The sequence below is a fragment of the Gammaproteobacteria bacterium genome (assembly GCA_009845905.1).
Lineage (GTDB): Bacteria > Pseudomonadota > Gammaproteobacteria > Steroidobacterales > Foliamicaceae > Foliamicus.
Window position 1 is genome coordinate 269,027 of the sequence record VXYS01000004.1, and the last position, 13,653, is coordinate 282,679.

At 64.8% G+C, this 13,653-nt stretch carries 11 protein-coding genes; 3 read left to right on the forward strand and 8 right to left on the reverse strand.

Features of this window, described 5'->3' with window-relative positions:
* Window positions 1-53 precede the first annotated feature (53 nt).
* Together F4036_02730 and F4036_02735 are read right to left on the reverse strand one after the other, a co-directional pair.
* Complete coding sequence (locus F4036_02730; protein MYK36655.1) at window positions 54-1,388, reverse strand: MFS transporter; 1,335 nt, start codon at window positions 1,386-1,388, stop codon at window positions 54-56.
* Window positions 1,385-3,274 (reverse strand): propionyl-CoA synthetase, encoded by a 1,890-nt coding sequence (locus F4036_02735; protein ID MYK36656.1) that lies wholly within the window; start codon window positions 3,272-3,274, stop codon window positions 1,385-1,387. Before F4036_02735 ends, F4036_02730 begins: the two co-directional genes overlap by 4 nt.
* On the opposite strand from F4036_02735, the gene F4036_02740 reads away from it, so the two are divergent.
* Window positions 3,275-4,663 (forward strand): serine hydrolase, encoded by a 1,389-nt coding sequence (locus tag F4036_02740; GenBank protein ID MYK36657.1) that lies wholly within the window; start codon window positions 3,275-3,277, stop codon window positions 4,661-4,663.
* 1 nt (window position 4,664) lies between these two features.
* Here F4036_02740 and F4036_02745 read toward each other — a convergent pair whose 3' ends face one another.
* The 3 genes from F4036_02745 to F4036_02755 are packed head-to-tail and all read right to left on the reverse strand — an operon-like array spanning window position 4,665 to window position 6,558.
* A complete protein-coding gene (locus F4036_02745) occupies window positions 4,665-5,630 on the reverse strand; it encodes a nuclear transport factor 2 family protein (protein MYK36658.1) in 966 nt (321 codons plus the stop codon).
* Complete coding sequence (locus F4036_02750) at window positions 5,533-6,039, reverse strand: nuclear transport factor 2 family protein (GenBank protein ID MYK36659.1); 507 nt, start codon at window positions 6,037-6,039, stop codon at window positions 5,533-5,535. The genes F4036_02745 and F4036_02750 overlap by 98 nt, the downstream gene beginning before the upstream one ends.
* A gap of 3 nt (window positions 6,040-6,042) precedes the next feature.
* A complete protein-coding gene (locus F4036_02755; protein ID MYK36660.1) occupies window positions 6,043-6,558 on the reverse strand; it encodes a cupin domain-containing protein in 516 nt (171 codons plus the stop codon).
* Between the two features lie 98 nt (window positions 6,559-6,656).
* On the opposite strand from F4036_02755, the gene F4036_02760 reads away from it, so the two are divergent.
* The gene (locus F4036_02760) at window positions 6,657-7,409 is read left to right on the forward strand and encodes an SDR family oxidoreductase (GenBank protein MYK36661.1); all 753 of its coding nucleotides are present in this window, start codon (window positions 6,657-6,659) and stop codon (window positions 7,407-7,409) included.
* Between the two features lie 7 nt (window positions 7,410-7,416).
* On the opposite strand, the gene F4036_02765 is transcribed toward F4036_02760, so the two are convergent.
* Genes F4036_02765 through F4036_02775 form a run of 3 tightly spaced genes read right to left on the reverse strand, consistent with a single transcriptional unit; the run spans window position 7,417 to window position 12,324 of the window.
* A complete protein-coding gene (locus F4036_02765; GenBank protein MYK36662.1) occupies window positions 7,417-9,297 on the reverse strand; it encodes a hydantoinase B/oxoprolinase family protein in 1,881 nt (626 codons plus the stop codon).
* Window positions 9,298-9,313: 16 nt separating this feature from the next.
* Window positions 9,314-11,371, reverse strand: a complete 2,058-nt coding sequence (locus tag F4036_02770; protein MYK36663.1) for a hydantoinase/oxoprolinase family protein — start codon at window positions 11,369-11,371, stop codon at window positions 9,314-9,316.
* 26 nt (window positions 11,372-11,397) lie between these two features.
* A complete protein-coding gene (locus F4036_02775; GenBank protein MYK36664.1) occupies window positions 11,398-12,324 on the reverse strand; it encodes a hydroxymethylglutaryl-CoA lyase in 927 nt (308 codons plus the stop codon).
* Window positions 12,325-12,448: 124 nt separating this feature from the next.
* Between F4036_02775 and F4036_02780 the strand changes: the two genes are divergently transcribed.
* Window positions 12,449-13,651, forward strand: coding sequence for a CoA transferase (locus F4036_02780; GenBank protein ID MYK36665.1), 1,203 nt, complete (start codon window positions 12,449-12,451; stop codon window positions 13,649-13,651).
* Window positions 13,652-13,653: the final 2 nt, after the last annotated feature.

Below are 13,653 nucleotides of genomic sequence, written 5' to 3' on the forward strand. Positions count from 1 at the left end.
GGCACGAAAGAACCGAGGGACTCGCGGACTCGCGGACTCGCGCAGTATGCGAGCTATGCGGAAGCGTCGGCCAGTTGCGCCCGCAAGGGCCGCCATCCGGACAGCGTGAGCAGGCTGCCGATCGCCAGGAGAATCGGCACCGCGATCATCAGCGACCACCCCACGGCGGCGTCGTCGGCGAACACCCGGTCGGTGAATTGCGCGACCAGCCAGGGCCCGCCGGCCTGGCCCAGAATGTTCGCAACCAGGAGGTAGAACGCGACGAGCTGGGCGCGGAACTGCGGGGGCGAGACCATCGGCAGCGCCGCGACACCGCCGCCGAAGGGTACGGCGCCGAACAGCACGGCCGGCGCGAGCAACGAGACAGCCACCATCGGATCGGACGCCAGGGGGATCGCCACGGCAAAGGGCATTGCCAGCAGCCCGCCGAAGGTGGAGGTCTTGAGATTGGCGTCGCGATGGCCGCGCGCCTGCATCGCGTCCGTAAGCCAACCGCCCCCCACCACGCCTATCGTCGCGCATACGAGGAACACGAAGCCCTGGGCGTAGCCGATGTCTCCCGCCGACCAGCCATGTGTGCGAATGAAGTACGCCGGGATCCAGGCGCCCAGCGCGAACTGGGCCGCGGCCAGGAACGAAATGCCCGCATAGATCGACAGGAACAGGCGGCGGTTATTGCCGACATAGCGAATGGCCTCCAGAAAGCCGCGCCGATATTCCCGCGAGCTTTGCTGGCTGGAAGGCGCGCTGCGTCGGGGCGGCTCCCGCACCGACAGGAAGAACCAGATGGCGGCGGGAATGCCGGGCAAGGCGCCGATGATGAACACGGCCTGCCACAGGCGCAGCGGTCCGAAGAACGGCAGCGAGATCCCATCGGCGGCCTGGATCGCATTGATGATGTAGCCGCCCACCATCAGCGCGATGCCGGAGCCGAAGAAGCTGGACGCGGTAAAGACGCTGACCGGCCGCGCCAGCCGCCTGGGCCTGAAGAAGTCGGCCAGCAGGGAGAAGCCGGCAGGCGTCAGCACCGCCTCGCCCACACCCACCATCATCCGCGCAAAGAAAAGCTGGGCATACGTCTGCGCCAGGCCGCAGCAGATGGCGGCGACCGTCCAGGCGCAGATTCCGACGGTGATCAGCAGGCGCCGATTGGTGCTGTCGGCGATTCGCCCGAGTGGAATCGCCACCAGTGCATAGAAAACCGCGAAGGCAAAGCCCTGCAGGAGGCTGATCTGGGTGTCGCTGACCGCCAGATCGGCCTTGATGTACTCCACCAGCAGGTTGATGATCTGCCGGTCGATGAACGCCACAACGCCGCACACGCACAGCACGAAGACCACGTACCAGCCATAGCCTTCCCCGGAAAGCCTGCCCTCGCGCGTGTTCATTCGGCGCGGATTCCGGCGCTCAGCAGGCTGGATTCGATTTCTCCCAGGATGGCGGGATCATCTATCGTGGCCGGAAACGCGTACTCCACGCCGTCGGCGATCTTCGCCAGCACTCCCCGCAGGACCTTCCCTGAGCGCGTCTTGGGCAATCGATCCACGACCAGGGCCTTGCGGAAGGCGGCGACCGGTCCGATATGCTCGCGGACCAGTGCGACGCACTCGCTCACGACATCTTCTTCCGCCCGGTCGATTCCGGACTTCAGGCACAGGAATCCCAGCGGCACCTGCCCCTTCAGCGCGTCGGCAATGCCGGTCACCGCGCATTCGGCCACGTCCGGGTGCATCGCCAGCACTTCCTCGAGCGCGCCGGTGGAAAGGCGGTGGCCGGCCACGTTGATGACATCGTCGGTCCGGGTCATCACGTAGAGATAACCTTCGGCGTCCATATAACCGGCGTCGCCGGTCGTATAGCAGCCGTCGAAGTCGCCCAGGTAGGTTTCCCGAAACCGGTCGTCAGCCTGCCAAAGAGTCGGAAGAGCGCCCGGCGGCAGCGGCAGGCGGCAGACGATGGAGCCCGTTTCGCCGGCCGGCACTTCGGCGCCGTTCTCGTCCAGCACCCGCACGTCCCAGCCCGGAAGCGCCTTGCCGGCGGATCCGGCCTTCACCTCGAACAGGCCCTCGCCCAAGAGGTTCCCGGCCACCGCCCATCCGGTCTCGGTCTGCCACCAGTGGTCGATGACCGGCACGCCGAGCACCTTGCCGGACCAATCGAGCGTGTCCGGGTCGCAGCGCTCGCCGGCGAGGAACAGCGCGCGCAACGTCCCCAGGTCGTACCGCTTCGCGTGTTCGAGCGCCGGATCCTCGCGCTTGATGGCGCGAATCGCCGTTGGCGCGGTAAACAACGCATTGACTCCATGCTGGCCGATGACGCGCCAGAAGGCGCCGGCATCGGGCGTACCCACCGGCTTGCCTTCGTAAAGAATGGACGTGGCGCCGGCCAGCAGGGGGCCGTAAACGATGTAGGAATGCCCGACGACCCAGCCGATATCCGACGCCGCCCAGAATACGTCGCCCGGCGAAATTCCGTATAGCGCCTTCATCGACCAGTGCAACGCAACGGCGTGTCCGCCGTTGTCGCGCACGATCCCCTTCGGCTGCCCGGTCGTGCCGGAGGTGTAGAGGATATAAAGCGGATCGGTCGCGTGCACCGGCACGCAGTCGGCGGGCTTCGCATCACGCAGGAATTCCTTCCAGTCCACGTCGCGCGCAGGCTTCAGTTCCGCCCGCAATTCCGGTCGCTGCAGGAGCACGACGAGTTCTGGCGAATGATCGGTCTGGCCCAGCGCGTCATCGAGCAGCGGCTTGTACGCCACGACGCGATTGGGCTCCAGGCCGCAACTGGCGGTGAGGATCAGTTTCGGCCGGGCCTGGGAAATCCGGGTGGCCAGCTCGCGGGCGGCGAAACCACCGAACACCACCGAATGGATCACGCCAAGCCGCGCGCAGGCCAGCATCGCCATCACCGACTCCGGGACCATCGGCATGTAGATCAGCGCCCGGTCGCCGCGCCTGAGTCCCGCCGCCTGCATTGCGCCGGCCAGTTCCGCCACTTGGTCGCGAAGTTCGGCATAGCTGAACCGGCGCACCGCACCGGTCATCGCGCTGTCGTAGATCAGCGCCGTTCTGTCCGCCGCCGCGGAATCCGCATGCCGATCCAGGGCGTTGTAGCAGGTATTCAGGACGCCCCCCGTGAACCAGCGGCCCGAAGGCGCCTCGGTGTCGAGGACCTGAAGTGCCGGGTCGCTCCACTCGATCCCTCGCGCCGCCTCGGCCCAGAACGACTCGGGATCGTTCGACCATAGCTTGCGAACGCTGTCGTAGGACATATGCGGCTGCTCCCCTGTTCGGCGCCTGAAGCTTCCCGTTCAGACCGGCAGCCATTGTATGCGGGTCGCCTGAGGGGAATATACTGCCGGCTCGTGGTCCTTTCCGTTCCATTCTGCCGCCTCCCGAGGGTGGCCTGCGCACTGGCCGTGCTGGCCCTGATCCCGGCGCTGCCGGCGGACGAGGCTATGGAGCCCCCGGCCTTCCGAAGCTACGCCGAGGAAGACGAGGCGCTGTACCGCAAGCGCTTCGAGGCGCTGACCGATCGCACCGGCGCCAGCGGCCTTGCCGCCTATGACCCGCTCAAGGATGTTCCCGGCGCCGTGGCCCCCGCGCCGCTCGAGATGGCGAAAACCCCGGGAATTTCGGCCGGGGCCCTGGAAACATCCATTGAATACGCCCGCGCGATGAACAGCACCGCGTTGTTGATCTGGCTAGACGGAAAGCTGGAAGCAGAGAGCTATTTCGGCGGTGTCGCTGCCGAGTCGCTGCTGGTGTCACGCTCACTGGCCAAGCCGCTCTCGGTCATCGCGGTGGGCAGGGCGATGCAGGAGGGCCATATCGCCTCCCTGGACGAGCCGGCAGCGAACTATTTTCACGAGTGGCGGGAAACGCCCAGGGCCGAGATCACGATCCGGCATCTGCTGGGCATGCGCTCGGGCCTGAAGCCTCAGGCACCGGCGCCGGATATTGGCGACATCCTAAACCGCGCCTACCTGCATCCGCGCCATGACGAGGTCATCATCAACGACTATCCGCTCACCGACGAGCCGGGCAGCCGCTACGAATATTCCAATGCCAATTCCGAACTGGTCGCACCCCTGGTCGAACGCGCCACGGGGGTCGATTATGAGGACTGGGTTTCACAAGAAGTCCTGGCGCCCATCGGGGCGGCCGGCGGACAGGTCTGGATGAACCGCGAAGGCGGCACGGCCCATGCGGGATGCTGCTGGCTGCTGCCGGCCGAATCGTGGTTGAGGCTGGCGATTCTCCTGATCAATGACGGCGAGATGCGCGGGCGGCGCTTGCTGCCGGAGGGCTATGTGCGCGCGATGACCACCGCGGCGCCGCAGAACCCGCATGCGGGGCTGGGCGTTTATGTGGCCGGCGAGTACATCGCGGGCCGCGGTGCGGCCAATCCGGACCGGGACGTCGGCGAGACCCTGCACGGCGAGCCGTATCTGGCCCACGACCTGTTCCTGTTCGACGGCAACTCCAACCAGGTGATCTACATCGTTCCGTCGGCGCGCCTGATCGCAGCGCGGCTGGGCAACCGGCCTCCCGCCGATACCGAATGGGACAACGCCTACCTGATCAACGCCCTGCTGCGCGGGCTGGACGAGGACGTCCGCGCGGGACTGCGCTCGCAGCCCTTGCCCGCGCGTGACTGAATTACGTTACGGGACGCCCCATCGAGCTGAGCAATCGCCACTGCCCGTTCCCGTACACCCACACATGGATGTTCTCGTATCGCTGGTCCACCGCCTCGCCGTCGGGCATGCGGGTGCGGTGCGTGCTGAAGAAACTGATCGCGGTGTTTCCGTCAAAGCTGATGCCGTCCAGTTCCAGCGTCAACTCCTCCTGGTCCATGCCACGCATCTGCGCTACGCCTGCGCGTAATTCCTCGATTCCGGACGGAACGGACCAGCCGGGCGGCCAGCCCAGGTATTGCTCCGAAGCGTTGTCCACGTAGTACTGGATGTCGCCCTCGGCCCGGCCGGCAAAGATGGCCTGTTCTTTCGCCCAGATCTCCGCCCTGGCCTGCTCCTCGTCGTACGGGGGCGATGCGGCCCGGCCAAGCGCGCCCAGCAGTTTCCAGTCGTCCCCTTCCCTGACCCAGCTGTGCGCGATCTGGAACCGCTGATTCACTGCCTCGCCGGTCGGCAGCCGGGTCCGGTGCGTGCTGTAGTAGATCACGGCCGCGTCACCGGATACGGCAATATCCTCGAATTTCAGCGTCAGTTCTTCGTGGACCTGCCCCTGCACCCGGGATACGCCCGCGCGCAGCAGGTCCAGCCCCTCGGGGGCCTCCCAGTTCGGCGACCAGCCGACGTATTGCTCCGAGGCGTTATCGATATAGAACTGCGGATCGGCCCGCCTGCGCGCCGCATAGACCGCCTGTTCCTTGGCCCAGATGGCCTCTTTGGCGGCTGCCTTTGCGTCCGCCGCATCGCCCGGCGGGGATTCACCTGCGCAAGCGCCGAGCGACAACGCGAGAGCCACCGTCGCAAAACGTACGCATGCCGTGGACATGGTCATGCTATTCCTCCACATCGAAAGTTGGATCCGGGGGCGCGGTCGCCACGCGGCCCAGCGCTCCCAGCAGTTTCCACTCGCCCTGTTCCCGCGCCCAGACATGGATGATGTGGAAGCGTTGATCCACTTCCTCGCCCGTAGGCATGCGGGTCCGGTGGGTGCTGTAGTAGATGATGCCCGTATTGCCGGAAAACGTGATATCGCCGAACTCCATCGCGAGCTCTTCCTGGTCCAGGCCGCGCATCAGTTCCACGCCCGCGCGCAACTGGTCGATCCCGGACGGCTTCGGCCAGCCGGGAGGCCAGCCCATGTAATGCTCCGAGGCGCTGTCCACGTAGAACTGCAGATCGCCGTCGCCGCGCGCCGCATAGATGGCCTGCTCCTTGGCCCAGATCTCGTCCGTGGCGGCTTCCCGGTCGTAATCGTCGGCGCCTGAAGGCTGTTGCGCGCAGGCGGCGACAAGCACTGCAAGCGCGAGGGCCGCCCCACGGCCCGCTGCAAGATTGGTCACTTTCTAATCCTCCCCTAGAGCGTTGCGATTGGCGGGCGGAACGAACCGCATCCATTCCATCAGTTCCTCCACGCCCTCCGGGCGCGGGAACGCATCGGGCATCGGCTCGCCACGCCGGCGCTTGCGGCCGATTCCGCGGAACCAGTGCTCCAACCCGGGGGGCAGGAACACCCAGAACAACTCCATATCCTCGTCTCCGGTGTTTTCGATGATGTGACGCGCGTAACGGCCGAAGAGAACGGTGCTGCCCACGGAAACCTCGTAATCGTTGCCCTCGATTTCGACCCGGCCGCTTCCCTTGTGGATGAAAATCAGTTCGTGGTTGCGCCGATGGCCATGTTCACGCACCTGACAGCCGGGAGGCAGTAACTGCGTGCCGACGGAGAAGCCGTCGTAGGGCGAATTGTCCGGCGTAAGCTTGAGATCGATATAGCCGCGCGAAGGCAAGGGCTGCCAGATCGACTCGCCCTCCTCGGGTCCGATCACCGCCCACCAAGGCTCGTTGTACCGTTCGTTCATCCCTCACCCATTCGCGAAATCCGGGCGCCCATCATACTGCCGGATGTCCGCCGCGGCTGATGGCAGAATGGCGCAGGTGGCACGCAATGGAACCTTAAATGAACAGCAATTTTGCAAGACGGCAAATCCTGTCCATGGCCCTTGGGCTGATTCTGGCGACTCCGGTGCTTGCGCAGGACAGCGATAAGGTGCTCGTGGTGGGCGCCTCGGGCGGCACCGGCCGCTTCATCATCACCATGCTCGAGGAAAGTGGGTACGAAGTTGTGCCCACCAGCCGCAATCCCGAACGAGCGGCGGAAACGGTGGGAGGCGACTTTGCCTGGCGGCAGATGGACCTGACCTCAACGGAAAGCGTGGACGGGGCCGTGCGGGACGTGGACTTCATTGTGACGGCGCACGGGGCAACCCAGGCGCAAGGTCCGAACGATCCGGAGCAGGTCGATTGGATCGGCACCCGTTATCTCATCGACGTGGCCGGAAAAATCGGCGTAAAGCACTACGTGATGATCTCGGCAGCCAGCGCGGGAAACCCGGATGCGCCGTTGAACGAGAGATTCGGCAACGTCCTGGTATGGAAAGGACGCGCCGAGGACTACCTCCGCGAATCCGGCCTTGCCTATACGATCGTGCGCGGTCCGGGGCTCCGCGACAATCCCGGCGGGGAAAAGCCCATCGTCCTTGAACAGGGCGGTTCAGGCCGGCGCCTGATGGAACGCGAAGACCTCGCAACCGTCACGGTCGCCGTCCTGAACAACGAAGCCGCCATGGGAAAAACCTTCGTCGCCCGTAACGGCGACGACGGCGCAAGCCCCGACCTGCAGGAGCAGCTCCGAAACCTGCTCCCGGATTGACGCCGGGTCAGGCGGCGGAACCGAACCAGTTCTGGAATTCGGGCGCGGCGGGCGCCGGCAGACCGGTCTCCTCCTCGCAGCGGGCCTTCAGTTCCTCCGTGGTTCCGCCGAAATCGAACAGCAGAGTATCGCCTCGTTCGGTGGCCATGTCCGCACGCAATTTCTCGGTCGCGCCATCGTCCACCTCGCCGTCCTCGTTGCAGACCACGCCGTAGCGTCGCGCGCCATCCACACTGACCAGGCCGGCGGCCACATCGAAGCCTACCTGCTCGGCGGGACGCTTGAGCGGGTCGCCCCAGCCGCCGCCGCCCCAGGTGTCGAAGTACAGCAGGTCGCCCGGCTCCACCTTGATCCGGTCGCACTTCGACTGCAGCAATTCCTCGCTGCCGTCCGTGCGGTGCAGGATCTTGCGGCTGCGCTGCCCGGGCAGACCGCCGTTCACACCCCAGGGATAGGTGAGCCAGCGATCGTCGTGGATCGAAATCTCGCCCGGCTCCAGGAACCGGTAGCCCACCCGCAATGCGTTGCCGCCGCGGTGCTGACCGGGACCGCCGCTGTCCGTCAATGTCTCGTACACGTCGATGCGCAACGGGAAGTAGCTCTCCAGGAACTCGTTGGGCACGTTGGTGAAGCTCGGCCACAGCGAATGGCCGTCGGGGCCGTCGCCGAAGGGCTTGCCGGGAATCCCGCCGAAGCCGATCTGGTAGAGCTGGTACCACTCGCCGTCGGCGCGTCGGTAACCCGAATACATGAAGTGCGGGCTGTCGGAGAAGCCGGCCGCACAAAGGAAATCCGGGTTGCCCTGCCCCAGCAGCCCGCCCAGGATGTCGAAAATGCGTCCCAGCGCATGGGTGCGGCATGAAAGCGCCGCCGGGAACCTGGGCTTGAGCAAGGTCCCCTCGGGAATGCGCACCTCCATCAGGTCATAGAACCCGTCGTTGAACATGATCTGCGGATCGAACACCATGATCATGTACACGCCGGCGAACATCTTGAACATTTCCTCGTTCAGGTAGAAGTTCACCGAGCTGATGGATTGAGGATCGGTGCCCTCGAAGTCGAAAATCACCTTCTCGCCCTCGCGCCACATCGCGCACTTGATCCTGTACGGCCCCATGCCCAGTCCGTCGTCGCAGATGAAGTCCTCGAAATACTGCTTCGTCTCCGGTATCGTCATGTTGATGAGCGTGCCCATGGCGCGCTTGTTGCGATCCAGCAGTTCCTCCAGCGCGGAGTAGTAGACGTCGTCGCCGAAACGCTCCGCCATCTCCAGCACGCGCTTCTCCGCGGTGCGGATGGCGGCCACGATGGCGTTGAAATCGCTGCGGTTCCAGTGCGGCAGCCGGCAGTTGTGAAGTATCAGGCGCAGGACATCTTCCTGCAGTTCGTCATTCTTGTAGATCTTGACCGGAGGCACGCGAATGCCCTCCTCGAAGATCTGCCGGGCGTCGGTGGGCAGACTGCCGGGCACCTTGCCGCCAATGTCGGTCATGTGTCCGAACATCGACGCGTAGGCGATCAGCCGCCCGTCCTTGTAGATGGGCCTGAGCAGCAGCCAGTCGTTGGCGTGGCTTACGGCGCCATTGCATGCGTACGGGTCGGTGGTGAGGAACATGTCGCCTTCCTCGATCGTCCCGTCGTAGGCCTCCTTGAAGCCGTGGATGAAACTGCCGAACTGCCCCACTACCATCTTGCCTTCCAGGTTGGCGATCATGGGGAACTCGTCGTGCTGCTCGCGGATGCCGGGCGACATGGCGGTGCGGAACAGCACTGCGTCCATTTCCCAGCGGGCATTGAGCATCGCGTTTTCGATGATGTCCAGTGTAATGGGGTCCAGCTCCACGCGGTTATAGGGGCGTGGGCGGCTTTCTATGATTTGTGCAGGCATTGTGTGTAACTCCCGTTCAGGAATCCGAAGGCGTAATCAGGATGTTGCCGTATTCGTCCACCTGCCCCTCGTGACCGGGGAGCACCAGGGTGGTCGAGTCCATCTCCAGGACGATGGCCGGGCCGTTTATCACGTTTCCGGCCTTCAGTTTGGAGCGGTCATACAGCATGGCTTCCTGCATTCCGCCATCGACGTAGATTTCGTGTGAGACCATTTCGGCCGCAGCGGGACTGGCGTCGCCTTCCGCGACACGCAATGCGCGCACCACGGTGGGCTTGCCCTCGGATACGGCACGCAGGTTGACGAGCTCCTTGTCTTCGGGAAGCGCGAAGGTGAAAAGTTGCTCATGCATCTGATCGAATTTGTCTCCGATCACATCCAGGCCCTGTTGCCTCAAGTCGTCCAGTTCGAAATCGACGGTAAGAAGCAATCCCTGTCCGTGGTAGCGGATGTCCGCCTGGTAACTCAGGGTCTGGTCACTGCGCGGAATGCCCTCCTCGTCCAGTGCCTGTGAGGCCTGCTCGGCAAGGTCCGCGAAAATATCCGCCGCCTCTTCGGCGTTGGTGCGCTCGAAGCGCCGGATGAACGTTCGCGAGGCTTCGTTGCGCACTCGCGTGGTCGCATCGCCATAGGCGCACAACACGCCCGGTCCCGGCGGAATGATGACCGGCCAGGAGCTCATCAGCTTGCCCAGCGCGTTGGCGTGCAGCGGACCCGCGCCGCCGAAGGCGATCAGCGCGAACTCGCGTGGGTCGTGGCCCTGTTCCACCGATACCAGCCTCAGGGCGCCATACATGTTTTCGTTCACCAGGCTCACGATGCCCGAGGCCGCTTCCATCAGCGAAAGCCCCAGGGCGTCGGCGATCTTCTGCACGGCGGCTTCGGCCGCGGCCCGGTCCAGCTTCATGTCGCCGCCCAGGCGTACCTCCGCCGGCAGGTAGCCGAGCACCACGTTGGCATCCGTAACCGTGGGCTCCTCGCCGCCCTTGGCATAGGCCGCCGGTCCGGGATCGGCGCCTGCGCTCTGCGGTCCGACGCGCAGCGCGCCGGTGAGCTCCGGCACGTGGGCGATGGAACCGCCCCCGGCGCCCACGGTGCGAACGTCCACCGAGGAAGCGCGCACGGTCACATCCCCCACGGTGGTCTCGCGCCTCAATTGCGCCTGACCGTCCTGCACCAGCGCCACGTCCGTGGACGTGCCGCCCATGTCGAAGGTCAGCAGATTGTTGTGTTCGGCCTGCGAGGCAATCCAGATGGCGCCGGAAACGCCGCCGGCCGGGCCGCTCATCAGCAGGTTGACCGGGTAGGCCTCGGCCGCGTCGGCGGAGGCCAGGCCGCCGTCGGAGCGCAGCACGTGCAGCTGCACCCCGCTCATCGTGTCATTGAGCTGCTGCTCGAGATTGCGCACGTAGGTCGCCACCTTCGGCCGCACGTAGGAGTTGGCGACCGTCGTGATCGTTCGTTCGTATTCCTGCATCTCCGGAACGACTTCCGAGGAAAGGGATACCGGAACGCCGGGAAGAACGCGTTCGGCAACCTCGCGGACCTGCTGCTCGTGCGCAGGATTGGCGAAGGAGTTGATCAGCGACACGGTCAGCGCCTCGACGCCTCTCCCGGCCAGCTTCTGCAGTTCCGCTTCCAGGGACGCGACGTTGAGTTCGTGAACCACCGATCCGTCGGCGCCGACGCGCTCGTCCGCTTCGATGGTCAGCGCCAGCGGCGCGATCGGCAGGCTCTTGTTGTAGATCACCCATCCGCCAAGGCCGCCCGGCACGAAGGAACGCGCAATCTGCAGTACCTGCCGGTAACCCTTGGTGGTAACCAGCCCTACCCTGGCGCCCGTCCCCGTGAGGATGGTATTGGTGGCCACCGTGGTCCCGTGCATCACATGGGTGATGTCCCCGGGATTCACGTCCGCGTCGCCACAGACCCTGTCGATGCCGTTGGACACGCCGATCGACGAATCCTCCGGCGTGCTGGGGACTTTTGCGGTGTACATCTCCCCCGACTGCTCGTTAACCAGGAGCAGGTCGGTAAAAGTACCGCCCACATCCACGCCCAAGCGAAAGCTCATGCTAATTCTCCCGTGTGTATTTCAGTTCAGGCCTGCGCGCCCATGGCCACGTCGGGGAAAATTCCCGCACGCGGCAGCATCGCAGGCAAATCGCCGTGGCCGAGCTGCTCGCGCAGCCAGCCACTGGTTTCGATGATCTTCTTCAGCGACACGCCGGTCTCCACTCCCGACCTCGACAGAAGGTAAAGCAGGTCGTCCGTCGGAATGTTGCCTGTCGCAAGTGGCGCAAAGGGACAGCCGCCTATTCCGCCGATGCTGGAGTCGATGGATGCCACGCCGGCGTCCAGCGCCGCCTGGGCGTTGGCCAGCCCGGTATTGCGCGTATTGTGCAGATGCACCCGGATCGGCAGGCCGGGCAGCCGCTCGGAAATACGCCCGAGAACGTCCGTGATCTGCGCCGGCACGGCCACCCCGATGGAATCGGCGATCCCCAGTTCCACCGGGTCGCCCTCGGCCACTCGTTCAGCGTACTCCACCACCCGTTCCGGGGGCACTTCGCCTTCGAAGGGGCAACCGAAGGCCGACGAAACCATGCAATTGGCCCGTATCCCTTCCTTCTTCGCTTCCTTGGCAATCTTGAGCCAGGCGTCGATGGATTCAAGGCTGGAGACACCCTGGTTGCGCCGGTTATAGGTGTCGCTGGAAACGACAACCATGCCCACTTCGTCAATGCCGCAATCACGGGCGCGCTCGAAGCCGCGCTGGTTCAGGACCAGGCCGATCAGAATCAGATCGTCCCGCTTCGGCACGCCGCGAACCACGTCTTCGGCATCGGCCATCTGCGGGACCCGCTTCGGGTGGACGAAACTGACCGCCTCCACCTTTCGTATTCCGGCATCGACGGCGCGGCGAATGAACTCCAGCTTGACTTCGGTCGGCAACACTTCCTCGGATTGCAGGCCGTCCCGCGGACCCACTTCCACAATCGAAACGCGGCGTGCGCTGGCAGTCATCTAAATGCCGTCCCCCTCAAACCAAGGCAGCGTATTCTATACAATGTATGTTCAAACTTCATCATGGCCCGGTCCCGGAAACAAGCAGGGCCGGGCTTTTCGCACGATAAGGGGAATCAAGGACATGACGGACAAGACCGGCCCGCTGGCCGATCTGAGACTTATTGAACTCGGGGCGCTGCTGGCGGGCCCGTTCTGCGGACAATTGATGGCGGATTTCGGCGCCGAGGTGATCAAGGTGGAAGCGCCGGACCGGCCGGACCCAATGCGCGACTGGGGCCAGGAGAAAGCCCACGGCATGTCGCTGTGGTGGCCGGTGATCTCCCGGAACAAGAAGGCGATCACGCTGAATCTGCGCGAGAAAGAGGGCCAGGACATCCTCAAGGAGCTGATCGCCAAGGCCGATTTCCTGCTGGAGAATTTCCGGCCGGGAACGCTGGAACGCTGGAACCTGTCCTGGGAGGAACTGCACGACATCAATCCCGCTCTGATCCTGGTGCGCGTGTCCGGCTACGGGCAGACCGGCCCCTATTCCTCGCGGGCCGGTTACGGCGCGATCGGAGAGGCCATGGGCGGACTCCGCTATGTCGCCGGCGATCCCTCCACCCCGCCGAGCCGCGTGGGCATCAGCATAGGCGACCAGCTTGCGGCCACCTTTGCCTGCATCGGCGCGCTGTCCGCGCTGCATCATCGCGAGCGCACGGGTGAAGGGCAGATCGTGGATTCCGCGATCTACGAAGCGGTGCTCAACATGATGGAATCGCTGGTCACCGAGTACCAGCAGGCAGGATATATCCGCGAGCGCACGGGCTCGATTCTGCCGCGGGTGGCGCCGTCGAACGTCTATCCCACCCGGGACGGCACCTACATCCTGATCGCGGCCAACCAGGACAGCGTTTTCCGTCGCTTGAGCGCGGCCATGGGGCGGCCGGAACTGGCCGACGACCCGCGCTACTCGAGCCACGCCGCACGTGGCGAGACCCAGACGGAACTCGACGAACTCATCGCCGAATGGACCGCAACCAAGGACGCCGCGGAGCTGGAAGCGCTGATGGAGGAGAGCGGCGTGCCGTCCGGCAAGATCTATCGTGCTCCGGAAATGCTCGAGGACGCGCACTTCAAGGCCCGCGAAGCCATCGTTTCGGTCATGCACCCGAAGTTCGGCGAACTGAAGATGCAGAACGTGGCGCCCAAGCTGTCGCTCACGCCCGGGCGGATACGGACCCCGGCGCCGCAGATCGGACAGCACAACGACGAAATCTACCGGGGCCTGCTCGATTACAACGACGAAAGGCTTGCCGGACTGAAGGAAAGGGGGATTATCTGACG